This is a genomic window from Amycolatopsis heterodermiae (assembly GCF_034929455.1).
In the GTDB taxonomy this organism is placed as follows: Bacteria; Actinomycetota; Actinomycetes; order Mycobacteriales; family Pseudonocardiaceae; genus Amycolatopsis; species Amycolatopsis heterodermiae.
The window spans coordinates 631,087-649,802 of record NZ_JAYFSI010000003.1 but is presented as its reverse complement, the minus strand read 5'-3'; the positions used below and the strand labels follow the sequence as shown (position 1 = coordinate 649,802).

The 18,716-nt window shown below is 72.8% G+C and carries 16 protein-coding genes; 13 read left to right on the top strand and 3 right to left on the bottom strand.

All coding sequences use genetic code 11. The features are described from left to right. Window positions 1-25 precede the first annotated feature (25 nt). The 7 genes from VA596_RS18760 to VA596_RS18730 all read left to right on the top strand — a co-directional run bounded on the left by VA596_RS18760 (window position 26) and on the right by VA596_RS18730 (window position 8,714). Entirely contained in the window at window positions 26-1,402 is a 1,377-nt protein-coding gene (locus VA596_RS18760) for a glycoprotein (protein WP_323328840.1), read from the top strand. A gap of 25 nt (window positions 1,403-1,427) precedes the next feature. Next, window positions 1,428-3,269, top strand: coding sequence for a dynamin family protein (locus VA596_RS18755; RefSeq protein WP_323328838.1), 1,842 nt, complete (start codon window positions 1,428-1,430; stop codon window positions 3,267-3,269). Further along, complete coding sequence (locus VA596_RS18750) at window positions 3,266-4,741, top strand: dynamin family protein (RefSeq protein WP_323328836.1); 1,476 nt, start codon at window positions 3,266-3,268, stop codon at window positions 4,739-4,741. The genes VA596_RS18755 and VA596_RS18750 overlap by 4 nt, the downstream gene beginning before the upstream one ends. Continuing rightward, complete coding sequence (locus VA596_RS18745) at window positions 4,738-5,985, top strand: hypothetical protein (RefSeq protein WP_323328834.1); 1,248 nt, start codon at window positions 4,738-4,740, stop codon at window positions 5,983-5,985. The genes VA596_RS18750 and VA596_RS18745 overlap by 4 nt, the downstream gene beginning before the upstream one ends. Window positions 5,986-5,990: 5 nt before the next feature. Continuing rightward, window positions 5,991-7,583 carry an Hsp70 family protein gene (locus VA596_RS18740; protein ID WP_323328832.1) on the top strand — a complete coding sequence of 531 codons (1,593 nt, stop codon included), beginning with the start codon at window positions 5,991-5,993 and terminating at the stop codon, window positions 7,581-7,583. Window positions 7,584-7,667: 84 nt separating this feature from the next. Continuing rightward, the gene (gene cutA / locus VA596_RS18735; protein ID WP_323328830.1) at window positions 7,668-7,997 is read left to right on the top strand and encodes a divalent-cation tolerance protein CutA; all 330 of its coding nucleotides are present in this window, start codon (window positions 7,668-7,670) and stop codon (window positions 7,995-7,997) included. Window positions 7,998-8,006: 9 nt separating this feature from the next. Further along, window positions 8,007-8,714: an RraA family protein gene (locus tag VA596_RS18730; RefSeq protein ID WP_323328828.1), complete on the top strand. Its 708-nt coding sequence runs from the start codon at window positions 8,007-8,009 to the stop codon at window positions 8,712-8,714. Between the two features lies 1 nt (window position 8,715). Here the strand turns inward: VA596_RS18730 and VA596_RS18725 are convergent, their stop codons facing one another. Continuing rightward, window positions 8,716-9,081, bottom strand: coding sequence for an STAS domain-containing protein (locus tag VA596_RS18725; RefSeq protein ID WP_323328826.1), 366 nt, complete (start codon window positions 9,079-9,081; stop codon window positions 8,716-8,718). A gap of 235 nt (window positions 9,082-9,316) precedes the next feature. Between VA596_RS18725 and VA596_RS18720 the strand changes: the two genes are divergently transcribed. The 4 genes from VA596_RS18720 (at window position 9,317) to VA596_RS18705 (ending at window position 14,553) form a co-directional block, all read left to right on the top strand. Next, on the top strand, window positions 9,317-10,252 hold the full coding sequence (locus VA596_RS18720; protein WP_323328825.1) for an aminoglycoside phosphotransferase family protein: 936 nt from the start codon (window positions 9,317-9,319) through the stop codon (window positions 10,250-10,252). A 259-nt stretch (window positions 10,253-10,511) separates the two neighbouring features. Beyond that, window positions 10,512-10,820 (top strand): DUF4326 domain-containing protein, encoded by a 309-nt coding sequence (locus tag VA596_RS18715; RefSeq protein ID WP_323328823.1) that lies wholly within the window; start codon window positions 10,512-10,514, stop codon window positions 10,818-10,820. A gap of 164 nt (window positions 10,821-10,984) precedes the next feature. Next, window positions 10,985-13,432, top strand: coding sequence for a tetratricopeptide repeat protein (locus VA596_RS18710; protein ID WP_323328821.1), 2,448 nt, complete (start codon window positions 10,985-10,987; stop codon window positions 13,430-13,432). A gap of 59 nt (window positions 13,433-13,491) precedes the next feature. Then, window positions 13,492-14,553 (top strand): hypothetical protein, encoded by a 1,062-nt coding sequence (locus tag VA596_RS18705; RefSeq protein ID WP_323328819.1) that lies wholly within the window; start codon window positions 13,492-13,494, stop codon window positions 14,551-14,553. A 1-nt stretch (window position 14,554) separates the two neighbouring features. Here VA596_RS18705 and VA596_RS18700 read toward each other — a convergent pair whose 3' ends face one another. Then, window positions 14,555-16,000 carry a phenylacetate--CoA ligase family protein gene (locus tag VA596_RS18700; protein WP_323328817.1) on the bottom strand — a complete coding sequence of 482 codons (1,446 nt, stop codon included), beginning with the start codon at window positions 15,998-16,000 and terminating at the stop codon, window positions 14,555-14,557. A gap of 52 nt (window positions 16,001-16,052) precedes the next feature. Between VA596_RS18700 and VA596_RS18695 the strand changes: the two genes are divergently transcribed. Continuing rightward, window positions 16,053-16,532: a MarR family winged helix-turn-helix transcriptional regulator gene (locus VA596_RS18695; RefSeq protein ID WP_323328815.1), complete on the top strand. Its 480-nt coding sequence runs from the start codon at window positions 16,053-16,055 to the stop codon at window positions 16,530-16,532. A 174-nt stretch (window positions 16,533-16,706) separates the two neighbouring features. After that, window positions 16,707-16,973 carry a DUF1883 domain-containing protein gene (locus VA596_RS18690; protein WP_323328813.1) on the top strand — a complete coding sequence of 89 codons (267 nt, stop codon included), beginning with the start codon at window positions 16,707-16,709 and terminating at the stop codon, window positions 16,971-16,973. A 4-nt stretch (window positions 16,974-16,977) separates the two neighbouring features. Here VA596_RS18690 and VA596_RS18685 read toward each other — a convergent pair whose 3' ends face one another. Then, complete coding sequence (locus tag VA596_RS18685; RefSeq protein ID WP_323328811.1) at window positions 16,978-18,597, bottom strand: amidohydrolase; 1,620 nt, start codon at window positions 18,595-18,597, stop codon at window positions 16,978-16,980. Window positions 18,598-18,716 lie beyond the last annotated feature (119 nt).

Below are 18,716 nucleotides of genomic sequence, written 5' to 3'. Positions count from 1 at the left end.
GATCCGAATGTCAGGAGTGCACGAAATGACAACTTCGTCGGGCGACGTTTTCCAGAACGAGCAGGGCGCAGGCGGCGGCAACCAGTTCAACGAGCAGGCCTCGGCCGGTGGCTCGGGAAACATCTTCCAGAACGAGCAGGGTGCCGGCGGTTCCGGGGGCGACCAGTTCAACGAGCAGGCTTCGTCGGGTGGTCGTGGGGACGTGTTCCAGAACGAGCAGGGCCACGGGGGTGGCAACCAGTTCAACGAGCAGGCCTCATCGGGCGGTCGCGGTGACATCTTCCAGAACGAGCAGGGCTCGGGTGGGCACGGGGGCAACCAGTTCAACGAGCAGGCCTCGACGGACGGCCGTGGCGGGGACATCTTCCAGAACCAGCAGGGTTCCGGTGGGCACGGTGGGGACCAGTTCAACGAGCAGGCTTCCACGGGCGGCCGTGGGGACATCTTCCAGAACGAGCAGGGCTCCGGGCGCGGCGGCAGCCAGTTCAACGAGCAGGCATCGGCTGGCCACCACGGTGACGTGTTCCAGAACGAGCAGGGCGCGAGCGGTCACGGCGGCGACCAGTTCAACGAGCAGGCCTCCACCGGCGGCGGCATCGGCGGCGCGATCTTCCAGAACGAGCAGGGCCACGGGGATGGCAACCAGTTCAACGAGCAGGCCTCGACGGGTGGTCGCGGCGACGTGTTCCAGAACGAGCAGGGTTCCGGTGGTCACGGTGGGAACCAGTTCAACGAGCAGGCCTCGACCGGCGGCCGCGGCGACGTGTTCCAGAACGAGCAGGGTTCCGGTGGCCACGGTGGGAACCAGTTCAACGAGCAGGCTTCCACGGGTGGTCACGGGAGCATCTTCCAGAACGAGCAGGGTTCCGGCGGGCATGGTGGCAACCAGTTCAACGAGCAAGCTTCCACGGGCGGTCACGGCAGCATCTTCCAGAACGAGCAGGGCTCGGGCGGTCACGGTGGCAACCAGTTCAACGAGCAGGCGTCGACGGGCGGTCACGGGAGCATCTTCCAGGACGAGCAGGGTTCCGGCGGCCATGGCGGGAACCAGTTCAACGAGCAGGCCTCGACCGGCGGCCACGGCAGCATCTTCCAGAACGAGCAGGGCTCGGGCGGCCATGGCGGGAACCAGTTCAACGAGCAGGCGTCGACGGGCGGTCACGGGAGCATCTTCCAGAACGAGCAGGGCGCCGGCGGTCACGGTGGCAACCAGTTCAACGAGCAGGCGTCGACGGGCGGTCACGGGAGCATCTTCCAGAACGAGCAGGGCGCCGGCGGTCACGGCGGCAACCAGTTCAACGAGCAGGCCGAGCACCACAGCCACGAACACGAGCACCACCACGACGCCGCCGAGCACGGGCACCACGTCGAGCACCACCACGACGTCGACCACCACATCTGAGCCGGCTTGAGGAAAGGGAACGGTCATGCAGGAGCCGAGCGGCGGGGGGCGCATCGCCCTCGACACACTCGACCTTGCCGTCAAGGGTGCCAAGGCCTACGGACGGGAAGACCTCGTCCAGCGCCTCACCGACGCCCGGCGCCTGCTGTCCGAGCCCGACATCACCGTCTACGTCGTGGGGGAGTTCAAGCAGGGCAAGAGTTCTCTCATCAATGCCCTGCTCACCGCCAAGATCTGCCCGGTCGACGACGACATCGCGACCGCGGTGCCGACGGTCGTCCGGTTCGCGCCGGAGTCCGGGGCCCTGGCGACCTACGAGCCGGCCGATCCGTCGTCGCCGCCGTGGACCGAGCGGATCTCGCTCGACGACCTGCCGACCCACGTCAGCGAAGCCGGGAACCCGGGCAACGTCCGGAAGCTCAAGTCCGTCACCGCGTCGATCAGCCGCCAGCTGCTCTCCGGCGGGCTGGTGCTGGTCGACACGCCCGGCGTCGGCGGCCTCGGCTCGCTGCACAACGCCGTCACCGTCAGCTCGCTGCCGCGGGCGCACGCCGTCCTGTTCCTCTCGGACGCCTCGCAGGAGCTGACCGCCGCCGAGCTGCGGTTCCTGCGCACGGTCAAGGAACTCTGCCCGTCGGTGTTCTTCGTCCTCACCAAAACCGACCTCTACCCGCACTGGCGCCGGATCCTCGAGCTCAACGCCGGCCACCTCGACGCCTGCGGCATCACCATCGACACCGTCGCGGTGTCGTCGGAACTGCGGACCGTCGCGGCCCGCTCGGCCGACCAAGAGCTGAACGTCGAGTCCGGCTTCCCGCAGCTGGTGAAGCACCTCCAGGGGGTCGTCGGGGACGCCGAACGCTCCGCGCTCAACGCCGTCGGACTGCACGTCGGGTCCGCCGTCGGCCAGCTGCACGCCGCCCTGCGCTCGCGCCGCACCTCGCTGGCGCACCCCGAGCAGTCCGCCGCGCTCATCGCGGAGCTGACCCGCGTGAACGACCGCGTCGACGCGCTGCGCAGCCAGTCGTCGAAGTGGCAGCAGATCCTCTTCGACGGCTTCGCCGACATTTCGTCCGATGTGGACTACGACCTGCGCGCCCGGTCACGCGGTGTGCTGCACGAGGCCGAAGAAGCCATCGAAGAGGGTGACCCGGCCAAGAACTGGCCCGAGTTCGAGAAGTGGCTGCGGCAGCGGCTGGCGAACGAGACGATGGAGAACTACGCGACGTTCGTCAAGCAGGCCCGCGGCCTGGCCGGCCGGGTCGCCGAGCACTTCGAGCTCGCCGAGTCGCAGGCCGTGCTGCCGCGCGAGGTCCAGGCGCCGGTGACCGTCGTCGAGGAGATCGACATCGACTCGTCGTTCACCGGGGTCAAGACCAAAGGCACCACCGGGATGGCCGCGTTCCAGAAGGCCTACAGCGGTTTCCTGATGTTCTCCATGCTGACGAAGATGGCCGCGCTGGCCATCCCGACGCCGTTCGGCATCGCGGCCGGCCTGCTCATGGGCCGCTCCGGCTTCCTCGACGAGCGCAAGCGGCAGCTGGAGAAACGCCGCAGCCTGGCCAAGACCGCGGTCCGCCGGTTCGTCGACGAGTTCAACCTCCAGGTGGGCAAGGACTCCCGCGACGCGATGCGCACCGTCCAAAGAGAACTCCGCGACGCCTACAGCGCGCGCGTCGAAGAACTGCAGCGCTCCCTGACCGAGGCGCTGGCCGCGGCGAAGAAGGCCGTGGTCGAAGACGAATCGGAGACGGGCGAGCTGAAACGGCTGGAGGCCGACATCGAAGCCCTCGAAGTTCTGGGCCGCCGCGCCGACGAACTCACCCTGCGCAGCACGCCCAAGCCTGTCCCGGCGGTGACCCGATGACCCCCTTGTACATCCAGGTCCGCGGCCTCGTCGCCCGCGCCTGTGCCGGGTACGCCGGCACCCCGGCCGAACCGATGCTCCGGCAGATCGCCGGCCGCCTGGCCGAACCCCTGCGGGTCGCCATCGCGGGCCGCGTCAAGGCCGGGAAGTCCACTTTGCTCAACGCGCTGGTCGGCCAGGAGCTGGCCGCCACGGACGCGGGGGAGTGCACCCGGGTCGTCACCTGGTACCGCAACGGCCCGACCTACCGGATCATGCTGCACCCCGTCCGCGGGATGCCGCGCCAGCTGCCGTTCGGCCGGCTCAGCGGCACCCTCGGCCTCGAGCTCGGCATGGCGCCGGACGACGTCGACCGCCTGGTCGTCGACTGGCCGTCCCCCGCGCTGCGGGCCATGACGCTGATCGACACCCCCGGCCTGGGTTCGGCGCGGGCGTCGGTCTCCGAACGCACCGAGGTCGCGCTGGTGCCGGACCGCGACGGCGTCGGCACCGCGGACGCCGTGGTCTACCTGATGCGGCACGTGCACGGCGACGACGTCCGGTTCCTGGAGGCCTTCCACGACGACCCCGCCGAACGGCGCCCGGTCAACACGATCGGCGTGCTGTCGCGGGCCGACGAGGTCGGGCACGCCCGCACGGACGCGCTGGACTCCGCGGCGAAGGTCGCCGAGCGCTACGCCCGCGACCCGCGGGTCCGCGGGCTCTGCCAGACGGTGGTCCCGGTGGCCGGCCTGCTGGCCAGCTCCGCCGCGTCGCTGAAGGAGGCCGAGTACCGCGCTTTCGGGCTGCTGGCCGCGGCCCCCGAGGCGGAGCTGGCGCGGTTGCTGACGTCGGCGGACCGGTTCGCCCGCGCGGAGTCCGAAGTGGACGTCCCGGCGGCACAGCGCGCGGACCTGCTGAACCGGTACGGCCTGTTCGGCGTCCGGCTGGCCGTCGAGCTGACCGGCGGCGGCCTGGTGACGGGCGCGCGAGCGCTGTCGGGGGAGCTGCTGGCCCGCAGCGGCCTGCATCGCCTGCGGTCGCTGCTGACCACCCAGTTCGCCGCGCGCGCCGACGTCCTCAAGGCGCGCTCGGCCCTGCAGGCGGTCGAGCTGGTGCTGCGGGCCTACCCGGACCGCACCGGCGGGCTGCTGCACGAATGGGAGCGCATCGTCGCCGGGGCGCACGAGTTCGCCGAGATCCAGCTGATCGACTCGATCCGGCTCGGGGTCGTGCTGTTCACCACGGACGAGGCCCGGGACGCGGAACGGCTGCTCGGCGCGACCGGGGTGGACGTGCCGAGCCGGCTGGGCCTGCCGCCCGGCGCGGGCCGCGCGGCGATCCGGCAGGTCCTCGGCGCGCAGCTGCTGAGGTGGCAGCGGCGCGCCGAACACCCGGCCTCGCCCCGCGACGTCCGCGACGCCGCGCGCGTCCTCGTCCGCACCTGCGAAGGAATCTTGCTCAGCGAAGCCCGGGCGGAGGTCCTGTCGTGAGCGACCACGTGAAGGGGAAGGTCAAGAAGGCGGTCACGGCCGTCGCCGGTGCCACCGTCTCCGAGGTGCTGGGCAACGCGCTCACCCCGGGGTCGCCGAGCGCGCCGCCGCCCCAGCCGGAACCGGCCGCGGCCGAGACGGCGGCGCACGACACTTCAGGCCACGAGTACGTGCCGCACGTGGAGACGACCACCGTCACCCGCGGCGAGGACGGGTCCGTCGAGGCGCAGACCGGCACGACCTGGCACCCGGAGACCGCCGACGGCACGCCGCTGGCGGACCTGCCGACCGTCGAGGAGTTCGAGCAGATCGACGTCCACGAGGACGCGTTCGGCAACTTCGTCATCGACGCGACGGAACGCTTCGTCGTCCACAACCACGGCCACGACGAGGTCTACGTCGACCACCAGCACCTCGTCGTGCCCGGCGACGGCACCCCCGGCGACACGGACATCGACATCTTCCAGGACGCCGAGGTCGTGGTGCACGAGAACCCGGACGGCACGATCAGCGTCGAGCACGGGGGTTCGCTGAGCTACGCGCTGACCCCCGACGCGCCGGGGCACGGCGACATCGAGGTCTTCCAGGAGGAGACGGTCGTGCTCGACGCGGCCGAGACCGGCCCGCCGGGCATCGAGGTCGGCATCACCGCCGACGAGAAGGCGACCGCCGAGGACCCGTTCGGCGAGCCGGCCGGGCCGACCATCCACCAGACCGAGACGGTCGGCGACCGCGCCCGCGGCACGTCCGTGACGACGTCGGTCACCGCGCCGGCGCCGTCGGTGCCCGGGCCGCCGACCGCGCCCGCCGTCACGTTCAGCCGCCAGCCGTCCACAGTGGACGCTCCGGCGGCGGCGCCGGTCGCGGTCGAGACGGCGACGCTGGCGACGTCGTCCGCGCTCGCCGACCACCCGGCGTCGAAGCCGCTGGGCTTCGCGACGGAGAAGCCGAGCTTCGCGAACGAGCCCGAGCGGGCGCACCACGACGCCGGGGAGGTGACCGGCTCGCGGCCCGAACCCCGGGAAGAGCACCCGTTCGAGCCGCCGAAGGACCACCACCACGAACCGGATCCGGCGGACACCACCGCCGAGCCGCCGGAGCACGACCGGCACGACCCGCTTCCGCCCGAGCCACCCGGCCCGCCGGAACACGAACAACCGCCCGAGGAACCGCAGCCGGTTCCGGACGCGGACGAGCACCACCACTTCGATGATCACCATGCGCACGCGGACGGCGGAGGCTGACAACAATGGGCTACGGACTGGGCATCGACCTCGGCACGACCTTCACGGCCGCCGCCGTCGACAGTGCCGGCCACGTCGAGATGGTGTCGCTCGGCGACCGCACGGCGGCCATCCCGTCGGTGGTGCTGCTGCGGGCGGACGGCAGCGTGCTGGTCGGCGACGCGGCGAACCGGCGGGCGGCCGTCGAGCCGGACCGGGTGGCGCGGGAGTTCAAGCGGCGCCTCGGCGACCCGACGCCGGTGCTGCTCGGCGGCGCGCCGCACTCGGTGGCGTCGCTGATGGCGCAGCTGCTCGGCCACGTCGTGCGGACGGTCGCCGGGCAGCAGGGCGGCCGGCCGGACCGGATCACGCTGACCCACCCGGCGAACTGGGGCCCGTACAAGCGGGAGCTGTTCGAGCAGGTGCCGCGGCTGACCGGGATCGACCGCGTCGGCCTGATCACCGAACCCGAGGCGGCGGCCGCGCACTACGCGGCGCAGGAACGGCTGGAGGACGGCGCGGTCGTCGCGGTGTACGACCTCGGTGGCGGCACCTTCGACGCGACCGTGCTGCGCAAGCGCGGCGGCGGCTTCGAAATCCTCGGCACCCCCGAGGGCATCGAAGGCCTCGGCGGTGTGGACTTCGACGAGGCCGTGTTCGGGCACGTCGACCGCACGCTCGACGGGAAGCTGTCGCAGATCGATCCGGACGACCCCGGCGCGGTGGCCGCGGTGGTGCGGCTGCGCCAGGAGTGCGTGCTGGCCAAGGAAGCCCTGTCCGCGGACACCGAGACGGTCGTGCCGGTGCTGCTCCCGTCGGTGCAGACCGAGGTGCGGCTCACGCGCGGCGAGTTCGAGGAGATGATCCGGCCGTCGATCACCGCGACGATCGGTTCGCTGCACCGGGCCCTGCGTTCGGCGAACCTCCAGCCCGCCGACCTCGGCGCGGTGCTGCTGGTCGGCGGCTCGTCGCGGATTCCCCTGGTGTCGCAGCTGGTTTCGGCCGAGCTCGGCCGCCCGACCGCGGTCGACATCCACCCGAAGTACGGCGTCGCGCTCGGCGCCGCCGCGCTGGCCTCCGGCCGATCCGGGCTGGTGCAGGCGACGCAGGCCCAGCTGCCGGTGCCGGCGCCGCCGCTCCCGCGCACGCCGCCGACGGGGATGCCGGCGCGGCGGGCACCGGCTCCGCGTGAGGAGACGCGCGCGATGGCCACACCGGGCGTGGGTGCGCCCCCGCCGCCGCTCGGCCGCGGCAAGTCCGAAGGCGCGAGCCCGGGACGCCGCGCGTCGCGCCGCGGGGTCGTCATCGGCCTGTGCGCGGTCGCGGTGGTGGCGATCGGCGGCGTCGCCGTGGCCGTCAGCAGTTCCGGCGGCGGCACCCCGTCCGGCGGCGACCCCACCCCGGCGGTCTCGACGAGCGAGACGCCGACGCTGGCCGACATCCCGTCGCCGTCGGACACACCCGAGACGACCCACGCGACGGTCGCCGCGCCGCACACGAACCCGCCGGTCACGACGCACCGCAAGACCCCGCCGAAGACGACGACCCCGACGCACACGACCACCCCGACGACGACCACCAGCTGGACGTCCACGACGAGCGCGAAGCCCACCCCCTGACCGCGGGGGATCCGGAGCCCGGGCGCGGGCCGAGTGCCGTCGGGGGTGCTCGGCCCGCGCCCAGCCGCCGGTAGCCTCGCGGGCATGGCTGCCGAGCACGTGATCGTGACGTCCACGACCGACTCCGAAGCGGCGGCGCGTGAGCTCGCCACGCAGGCCGTCGAGGCGCGCCTGGGCGCGTGCGCGCAGGTGGTCGGCCCGGTGACCAGCGTCTACCGCTGGGAAGAGAAGGTGCAGACCGACCAGGAGTGGCGCGTCGAGATCAAGACGACGGCCGGCCGGGTGGCCGCGCTGACCGAGCGGATCCGGCAGCTGCACGGCTACGACCTGCCCGAAGTGATCGCCACGCCGATTGAGGGCGGCAGCGCGGAGTACCTGGCCTGGCTGACCGCGGAAACCCGCATTCCTGACTAAAGTCAGGGGATGGAGCACGAAGAACTCAGGCAGCGTTTCGCGACGCTGACCACCGCCCACCTCGCGGACGCCTGCGTCCGCGCCGGGCTGCCCGTTCGCTGCGCCCCCGCGGGGACCGGCGCGGTGGTGCCGGGCAGCCGCCTGCTCGGGCCGGCGATCCCGGCCCGGCACGTCGGCAGCGTCGACGTCTTCCTCGAAGCGTTCGAGGAGGCCGTCCCCGGCGGCGTCCTGGTCGTCGACAACGGCGGACGGCTCGACGAGAGCTGCGTCGGCGACCTCGTGGTGCTCGAAGCGCGCGCGGCCGGGCTCGCCGGGGTGGTGATCTGGGGCCTGCACCGCGACACCGCCGACATCCGCGAGATCGGCCTGCCCGTGTTCAGCCTCGGCTCGCTCCCGACCGGGCCGCTGAGCGTCGGCCCCCGCGTGGACGGCGGGCTGGCCGAGGCGATCGTCGGGACGTGGCGGATCGGGCCCGCGGACCTGGTGCTGGGTGACGACGACGGCGTCCTGTTCGTCCCGGCGGCCCGTGCGGGGGAGCTGTTCACCCTGGCCGAGGGGATCCGGGACACGGAACGCCGTCAGGCCGACCGGATCCGGGCCGGCGAGACGCTGCGGGAGCAGGTCGATTTCGCCGGCTTCCTCACCGCGCGCGAAGCGGACCCGGCCCGCACCTTCCGCGCGCACCTGCGTTCCGTCGGTGGCGCGATCGAGGAGTGACTCACCGGGCGGGCGAGAGGCTTTCCGCCGGCAGCAGGGCGAACAGGCGGCGGACCGCGCGGGAGCGCTCGGCGTCGATCGTGAGCCGGGCGCCCGCGGTGTCGGCGAGCAGCCGGGCCCGCAGGAGCGAGTTCAGCCCGGCGACCGAGAAGAACGTGACGGCGCCGAGGTCGACGACCACTTCGTCGGCCTCGGGGCCGACGCGGGACTGCAGGACCTCGTCGAGCTTCCGCGCGGTGCCGAGATCGATCTCGCCGGCCACCCGCACGAGCACGGTGCCGGGCCGGGGGTGGAGAACGTGGATCGTGCAGTGGCCGTGGGCGTCCACCCAGGCGGCGGTGAGCTCGTGTCGTGGTCCGGGAACCATCGCGGCACACCTTTCCTCGAGGCTGGGGACGAGCCGGACGAGGAGCGGAGACCGGTGCACAGCCTGCCTTCCCGGGCGCGGACGTCCGGCAGCGGCTGACGGCTCAACCGTGAATCCCAAGCCTACTCCATCGGCACTTGGTGAACCACTGCCGCGGAATTCGGTGGACAGCGACGTCGGCACCCGCTGTGATCGTCCCGCTGCCGGATCCGGCAGGTGCCTGCCGGAACGGGTGATGTGCACGGTGGTCTCTGGTGACCTGTCCTCGGACGAAGCGACGATCACGGTGGACGTCGTCCGCCGCCTCGTCGAAACGCAGTTCCCGCGGTGGGCGGGCCTTCCGGTGGAGCCGGCGCCGACGCAAGGCGTCGACAACGCGACCTACCGCCTGGGGCCGGACATGTCGGTGCGGCTGCCGCGGTTCGCCCGGTGGACCGGGCAGGTGACGCGCGAGCAGGAATGGCTGCCGAAACTGGCGCCGCACCTGCCGCGCCCGGTGCCCGTGCCGCTGGCCGAGGGACGACCCGGCGCGGGCTACCCGTTCCCGTGGTCGGTGCTGCGGTGGCTGCCCGGCGGCCCGGTCGACCCGGACCGCGACGGCGGCCTGGCGGACGGCCTCGCGGAGTTCTTCGCGGCGCTGCACCGGGTGGACACCACCGGCGGCCCGCCACCACAGTGGAGCAACGGCTTCCGCGGCGTCCCGATGACCGACGAACGCGACTCGGCGATCGCGCCCGGCCGGCTGGCGCCGCGCATCGAGGCCCTGGCCGGCCTCATCGACCTCGACGCGGTGGCCGCGGTCTGGGAAACGGCCCGTGCCGCACCGCCGTGGGAGGGCCCGCCGGTCTGGATCCACGGAGACCCGGCCCCGGCGAACCTGTTGTCCCGCAACGGCCACCTCAGCGCAGTGATCGACTTCGGCACGCTGGCGGTGGGTGACCCGGCATGCGACCTGATAGCCGCGTGGTCGGTCCTGTCCGCCGACGGACGCGAGCAGTTCCGCAAGACCTTGGACATCGACGACGCAACCTGGGCCCGCGGCCGCGGCTGGGGCCTGACGGCGGTGCTGCCGACACGGGCGGACCTGTCCGACCCGGACCCGGCGCGCGTTGCGGCGGCGCGGCGGAGGCTGGACGAGCTGGTGGCGGACCACGCATCGGCGCTGCGGTGAGCTGATGCGCCGTGAGCGGGGCTGACTGATCCGGACGCGGCGCGGGTTGCTGCGGCGCGGTGGATCAAGTGTCGGCACTGCGGTGAGCTGCCGTGGCAGTGAAGCTGGCCCATCCGGACTGGGCAAAGGTGGCCGCGGAGCGCCGGAAGTTGTGTGCACTGGTGGCGGAACCCGCGGGCGGGGCCTGCCATCGCGGCGCGCCGGAAGCCGGGCGCACTGGTGGCAGACCACGCGGCCGTCCCGATGAGACGATGACCTCATGCCGACCACCGTCGTCAACCTGAAGGGGCACCGGGGCGATCCGGACTACGCCGATGTCGTCTACGTCGGGCGGGCCATGCACCGTGGCGGGTGGCACCTCGACGGATCGCCGCTCGCCAGCCCGTTCCGGCCCGGCCGGGACGGGACCCGTGCCGACGTCGTCGCTCGGTACCGCGAGCATCTGCTGGCCCGGCCCGACCTGCTCGCCCTCCTGCCCGCGCTGCGCGGGAAGCGGCTCGGGTGCTGGTGCGTGCCGGAACTGTGCCACGCCCAGGTCATCGCCGAAATCGCAGATCACGGGCCGTAACGAATCCCACCCCCTGGGCGAGTAATCTGACACGAGGGGGTGGTCGACGGGTGGCCGGGCGACAACACGGCGGGTTCGATCAAGCGGAACTTCCGGAGGCTCACCGGATCCGGTGGTGGCTCGCGGCGGTTACGTCTGGGCTCGTCGCGGCCGGGTTCGCGGTCGTGCCGTACCTCCCGTTCTTCCAGGACCTGACCTTCATCCGCGATCCGAAGGTCGCGAGCGTCATCACCTGGACGGTCCTGCAGACGTCCGTGGTGGTCATCTCGGCCGTCCTCACGCTGTACTTCATCGGCAAGGCCCGGCTGGAAGCCGCCGCCTTCCGGGCCAACCAGATCGACATCCGGCTCTTCGCCGACGAGCGTCCCGCGAAGAGCCACGACCGCGAGATCGACTCCGCCGTCGAGCTGACCGCCGCCTTCAAGCGGATCCTCAACGACTCGCGGCTCTACACCCCGACCTCCGTGCCGGGCGCCGGCGGGTCGTACGACTTCATCCAGATCGTCGAGCACGCCGGCGAGTCCGCGGACGGCTGGTGGAAGGCCGCGACCAAGCTGATCCGGCTCGCGCAGCCGCCCGCCGCGTTCACCGTCACCGGCACCGTCCGGCCCGGCAACACGACCGGCCGCTACCAGCTGATCCTGGAGCTCGTGCGGTGCCCGCGGTTCGCCGCCAGCCCGCTGGTGATCGAGGACGAGAACTGGCCGCGGGTGCTGCACCGCGCGGCCAACGCCGTCGCCGCGCTCGTCATCCCGCGCAGCGCCTACGTCCGCTCGAACATCCACTGGGCCGCCTGGCGCGACGCGAAGATCCCGTACGAGCTGTTCGACGCCTACCAGCGCGCCAACCACTTCATCACCTACCGCCGCTACGACGAGGCCCTCGCCGAGTACTACCGCGCGCTGAGCCACGACCCGTCGAACGTCTACATCAGACTCGAGATCGCCGCGCTGCAGGAGCAGCTCGACCTGCACCTGGACGCGCTCGCCACCTACGACGACGTGATCACGTTGTGCAGCAGGGGAAAGCCGAAGCTGGCCCGGTGGTGGATCGGCGAGGACTTCGCCCGCCAGCCGCGCGGCGCGGGCCGCGGCCGGGACGTCGCCCTGCTGATCGCCCGCTACCGGCACGCCCTGGTCCTCGGCCACGGCGACTCGGTGGCCGGCTCGTGGTGGGTGCGCCGGACGACCGCGGGGGTGCCCGGCGACGCCCGGGCGCTGCGCCGCGCGGAACTGCGGGCGGCGCTGGAGCTGCGGTTCCGCCGGTACGTCGAGCTCGACGTCCGCACCCGGCCGTACGCGATCCCGAAGGAGAAGCGCCTCGAACTGCACCGGCGCGTGCTGCGCGTGCCGGTGCCGGAACTGGTCGTCCAGGACGCGACGCCGGAGCAGCTCGCCGAGTACAACCAGCGCGCCGCCGAGATGCGCTCGTACTTCTGCGCGCTGTCGCAGTACGAGATCGAACGGCTCGTCGAGGACTACCGGAACTTCGGGCGGCGCTGGCGCCGCAGCTGGGAGCAGCTCACCAACCGCGCGCTCGACCTCTCGCTGGTCTGGGCGGTGCTGCGGCGGGCGATGGCCGACGTCGAGCCGATGTCGGGCGCCGTCCCCGAACCACGGCCCGCCTACCCCGGCAGCCGCGTGAAGCTGGCCGACGTCTGCCCGGACCGCCGCTGGCCCCCGGACCCGCAGGCGCTCGACGACACCGTCGAAGCCGCCGGACCGCGCAGGTCGTGGGAAGAGTGCTACAACGCGGCGAGCGTGTACGCCGTCGCGATGCTCGAAGTCGGCCCGCGCGGCGAGCGCGACCTGCGGGACCGCGCCCGGAACCCGCGCCTGAACGGGGACACCCGCGACGAGGTGGCGCGCCGCGCCGTCCGCGAGCTCTACCACGCCGCGACGATCAGCCACAGTGGACGGCTGCCCGAGCGCCGGTCGTGGGTGATGGGGGAGGACCCGGACCTCGCCGCGCTGCGCGGGCACGAGCTGTTCCGCGTCTTCGAGATGGTCACGTTCTCCCCGGATCGTGCGGCGCCGTTGCGGCCGCAGCGCGCGCACGTCTGGGAGCAGGTCAGCTACGTCCGCCAGCTCGTCTGCGAGATCGCCAGCTGCCGTGCGCACTTCTGGCGGCTCCGGGCGCTGGACCCCGACCCGGTCCAGGACGGCCGGGTCCTCGACCGCTGGCGCTCCACCGACCGCGACGCCTGGCGCCGGTTGACCGACCTGGCCACCGGGAAACAGGACTGGTACACGCGTTACCAGGCGATCAGCGCGTTCCGCGAGTGGTCGGCCGACTGCGGCTACCCCGGGGCCATCACGGGTTTCCCGCTCTACAACGAGGAACGCCTGCACGCCCAGCTGCGCGGCGCGGCGGGCGCCAAGGGACGGACGGGGATGGACCCGAACATCGTCGTCCGCGAGTACGTCCGGTACTGCGACCTGCGGCTCGACCAGCTGGTGGCCGACGTCGCCGAGATCGAGCACGCCCAGGACGGCTTCGCGGCCCGCGCCGAGCTGTGGGGCGCGCTGTGTTCCTGGTTCGACGACGACATCGCCGACGGCTCCTCGGCCGACGACCGGCGCGAGCGGTTCCGGAAACTCGTCAAGCCCTAGGTCCGGAGGCGGGTACGCTACCGCGGCCGAACACGCGCACGACTGGGGACGAACGAACCATGGACATCGCTTCCGGCGCGGACCGAGTCCGCGCCTACGAACCCCTGCCCCGGATACCTTCGGGGGCGGAGACGTTGTTCGCCGGGTACGTCCGGCAGCTGACCAGCACGGTGATCCTCCGCATGGGGCTCAACGGCGCGCTCGTAGCCTTCGGCGTCCTGGTCGCGGTGGTCGAGCGGCGGGGGAGCGCGCTGCCCTACGTCTACCTCGTCGTCTTCGGCACCACGCTGGCGGTGTGGAGCTACGTCCTGCGCCTGTACCTGCGGATCCGGAGCCTGTTCGGGGAGCCGTACCACCGGCTCGACGTCGCTCCGGGCGGGTTGCTCGTGAAGGGGTCCCGGGTGTGCGCGCGGCTGCCGGACGGGCGGTGGCTGCGCGTCCGGCTCTCGGGCGGCTGGCGGGTGCAGCTGGCCGGCGAGCGGCGGCTGTGGGTGCTCGGATCCGGGCGCCGGGTGTTCGTCCGCCTGCCCGGCGCGATGGCGGTGCGGGCCGCGCGGATCGAGGACACGCCGTTGCCGGGCGCGACGCCGGTGGAGGTGGTCTCGCGCCGTCCGACGCCGCCGCGCCTCGATCCGGTGCTCGCCGCGCAGCGGGCGTTCCTCATCCGGCGCATGCTCGTGTCCGGGCTGACGTGCCTGGTGCTGGGCGCCGCGGGGTTTGCCGCCCTGGCGACCATGCCCGTCGGCTCCAGCCTCATCGTGGGCCCGGCCGCGACGGGCGGAGTCGCCGGCGGCAGCGGGGTGTTCGTGTTGCTGGGGGTGCTGATGCTCGCCGGGCTCCTGCGGATCCGCCGCCCGGTCACCGAGGACGTCTGGGTGGAGCTGCGGGTCGCGCTCGACGGGACGTTCGTGCCGCGCACGCGCGGAGTGGCCCGGCTGACCGGGTGGGCGTTGCACCCGGACGGGCGGCAGACGCGGTTCCGGCTCTTCGCCGACGTGTCGCTGGCGGCGAACGTCACGGCAACCGGGCAACTGTGGTCGCTGGGCTACCCGCAGCCGGCGAAACTGAACAAGGCCGGCCTGCCGGGCTATCCCTGCGCGGGCACCTTCCGCCTGACCTGAGTCAGGACGGCCGGGTGTACCGGTGCTTCACGCCGACCGGGAAGTACCCGGGATCGCCGGCCGGGCGCAGGACGACGTCCGGCAGCTGCCGCTCCGCCGGGACGTAGTGCGCGAACTCGCTGTTGAGCCGCAGCAGCTGTTCCCGCACCGACTCCGCGATCCGGCCCGCGTCCGCGGTGGCGCCCGGCGCCGTCTCGACCGTGATCCGCAGCCGACGGTCGCGGTCCTCGTCCTCCACCGACTCGATGACGAACTTGCCGGTCACCGTGTCGCTGATGCCCGGCTGCTCCAGGCCGACCGTGACGTTCTCCGGGTAGACGTTCGCGCCGAAGAACGACACCGTGAACAGCGAGCGGCCGAAGACGTACACGAACGGCAGCTCCGGCCCGTCCGGCGGGGTGAACCCGTGACGGGCGCACAATGCCAGCAGCTCGGCGTGCGGCAGGACCCCGCCGTCGTCGGCGATGTGGTAGCGGATCAGCGGGATCCCGCCGTCGCCGGTGAACACGAGCGTGCCCTCGTGCTCCTCGAAGAACCGGCTCGCCGGGTCGTACTGCACCAGCGTCGGCAGCCGGGAGTCGCCGAAGACCTCGCGGGCCAGGTCCGGGTGCGCCGCGAAGAACCGGCGGATCCCCACCGACAGCGCGGTTTCGGTGCCGAGCACCCCCGCGTCGGCCGTCCCGTAGAGCGAAGCGATGTCGCGGACCGGGTCGGCGATCCCGGCCCGCTGCGCGACGAGGTCACGCCACTGCTCGCTGAACACCTCGCCGGCCAGCACCAGCTTGATCGCGTACGCGGGCCAGTCGACGCCTTCGGCCAGGCCGGTGTCGACGACGTCCTTCACGAACGGCGGGTAGCCGAGCAGCACCACCTGCTCGAAGTGCGGCGCCAGCTCGGGCAGCACCCGCAGGATCTCGGCCTTGTTGTTGCCCGGCGCCACCACCGTGATCGGGCAGCCCTTGGCCGCGAGGTGGCGCACGCACGCCGTGGTGAAGAGGCCGCCGACCCAGGTGCCGAGCGGGAAGCAGACCACGGCGAGCGTGCCGCGCTCGCCGGCGTGGAAGCCGTCGACCATGACCTGCTCGAACCGGCGGGCCACGTGCAGCTCGTCCTCGAGCGCGCGCGGCCAGACCGTCGGGTGCCCGCTCGACCCGGACGAGACGGCGATCATGTCGAGCCCGGCGAACGTGCCGTCACGGCACAGCTCGGGCAGCGGGTACTTCCGGTGGTAGCCCGCCTTGTCGACCAGCGGCAGCCGCCGGAAGTCCGCCAGCGTGGTGACCGACTCCGGCGTGATCCCGTGTTCCCTCAGGAACTTCCGGTACGCGGGCACGGTTTCCGCGGTCCGGCGGAACAGGTCGAGGACCTGGCCGGCGGGCGACGGCCCGGGTGGTGCGAAGAAGGTGTCGAACGCCTGGCGCACGCGGGCCTGCCGACCGTGGTCCATGATCGCAGCATAGCGTCCGGCCGGTGGTGCTCCGAGGTGCCATGATGGGCGCGTGAGCACCTCCGCGGAGCAGCCCGCCACCGGCGCGCCGCTGACCCTGTACCTGGTCAAGCGGCTGGAGCTGGCCATCCGCGCGCTGCTGGACGACGCACTGCGCCCGCTCGGGCTCACGACGCTGCAGTACACGGCGCTCACCGTGCTGGAGGCGAGCGGCGCGCTTTCGTCCGCGCAGCTGGCGCGCCGGTCGTTCCTGCGCCCGCAGACCATGCACGAGATGGTGCTGGCGCTGGAGAAGCGCGGGCTGATCGAGCGCACGCCCAAGGCGGACAACAAGCGTGTCCTGCTGGCCAGCCTGACCGCCGCCGGCCGCGCCCTGCTCGCGGCCTGCGCGCCCGCGGTGGGCGAGGTGGAGCGGGAGTTACTGGCCGATCTGAGCCCGGGCCAGCGCGCGACGTTCCGCGAGGGGCTGCAGCACGGAGTTCTGGCGCTGGGCACCCTGGCCGAGGCCCGCCGAACCCCGCAGGACTCCTGATACCGGCGGCGGATCGGGTTCCGCCGACTGGCGGGTCGCCGCCGGTTTGCCGCCACCAAAGGCGTAGGCCGGACGAGTGGAAGCACCCGGCGCCGCGTAGCGCCGGTGTGGCGCGCGGCGTTGAGGGGTACGTCCAGATCTGCTCCCGCATCCGGGGCGGGGAAGAGGGGCGGAATGCAAGTGAAGGTGTTCGACCTGGGGAAGGTACGAAGAGACGCGGTGGTCACCGTCCGGGTGGCGGCGATGGCCAACGTCCGGCTCCTGACGGCGGTCAACTTCGAGGCCTACCGGCGCCGGCAGTTCTACCGGATGCACGGCGGGGTGGCCACCGCACCGACGTTCAAGATCCACATCCCGGCCAACGCGCACTGGTTCCTGGTGCTCGACGTCGAGGGGCTGAAAAGCCTGCCCCTGCACCCGCGGGTGAGCGTCGAGGCCTGAGTCCTCACGCCTCGTGGACGCACCGGCCGCCGGTGAACGTCATCGCCGCCTTCGCCGCCCCGATTTCGCTTACGGGGCCGTCGAAGGGGTCCCGGTCGAGCACGACCAGGTCCGCGTGGTGGCCGACCCGGATCGTGCCGGTGTCGTCCAGGTGGTTCACGTAGGCCGAGCCCGCCGTGTACGCCGCGATCGCCGCGCCCAGGTCGATCCGCTGGTCCGGGTAGAACGCGGGCACGTCTTCGCCGTACGGGACGCGGTTGACCGCCACGTGGATGCCCTGCAGCGGGTCCGGGCTGCTCACCGGCCAGTCGCTCCCGGCGGCGAGCGTGGCCCCGGACCGCAGCAGGGCGCCGAACGGGTACTGCCACGCCGCCCGTTCCGGGCCGAGGAACGGGATGGTCAGCTCGTCCATCTGCGGCTCGTGCACCGCCCACAGCGGCTGGATCGTCGCGGTTGCGCCGAGCCGCCGGAACCGCGGGACGTCGGCGGGGTGCACGACCTGCAGGTGGGCGAGGTGGTGCCGGTGGTCGGTCCAGCCGTTCGCGGCGCGGGCGGCTTCGACGGCGTCGAGTGCTTCCCGCACCGCGCGGTCGCCGAGTGCGTGGAAGTGCACCTGGAACCCGTGCGCGTCGAGCATCGTGACGTGCCCGCGCAGCGCGACCGGATCCACGAAGCTCAGTCCACTGTGGTCACCGCACAGGTACGGGTGCAGCATCGCCGCCGTCCGGTTCTCCGCGACGCCGTCCTGCATGATCTTGACGCTCCGTGCGTGAACCCCTTTGCCGCGCAAGGACTCCCGCCGCATCAGCAGGTCGGCGAGCTGGTCGGCGCCGCGGGCCCGGTCCCACCAGAGCGCGCCGGTGACGCGCGCGGTCAGCAGCCCGCGCGCCGTCGCCGCGGCGTACGCGCGTGCCGGGTCCGGCATCCCGCCGTACTCGCCGAGCAGCGGATCCTGCCAGGCGGTGACGCCGAAGGAGTGCAGCAGCCGCTGCGCCCGCAGCAGCCCGGTCAGCTCGTCGGCTTCGGTGCTCGCGGGCAGCAGCCGCGTCACCAGGTCCATGGCGCCCTCCTGCAGGACGCCGGTGGGGACGCCGCCGGCGTCGCGCTCGATGCGGCCGTCGGGCGGGTCCGGGGTGGTGGCGGTGATCCCGGCGCGGTCGAGGGCCCGGCTGTTCAGCCAGGCGCCGTGGTGGTCGCGGTTGACGAGCACGACGGGCCGGTCGGCGACGACGGAGTCCAGCAGCCGGCGGTCCGGGAGGCCGCCCGCGAACGTCTCCATCGACCAGCCGCTGCCGGTCAGCCACTCGAGCCGCGGGTGCGCGGCGGCGTGGAAGCGGACGCGGTCGAGGCAGCCGGCGACCGTCGTGACGTCGGTGAGGTCGCAGCGCCCGAGCTCGATCCCGGCGCCGACGGCGTGGACGTGCGCGTCCTGGAACCCGGGCAGCAGCAGCCGCCCGCGCAGGTCGACGACCTCGGTCCGCGGGCCGGTCGACCCGCGGGGATCGCCGCCGACGGCGCTGATCCGGCCGTCGGTGACCGCGACGGACCCGGCCCGGCTGCGGGCCGCGTCGACGGTGTGCACCGGCCCGCCGGTGAAGACGAGATCGGCGGGTCGGCTGGGCATGCTCCCGATCATGCCCGGAGTGGACAGGAACCGGCCAGACACGGGCCTGTCCCACGGGGTCCGGGGACCGCTGTCCGCGCCTGAACCGCGGCACCCGGACCCCGGATCGACCCAGGTCA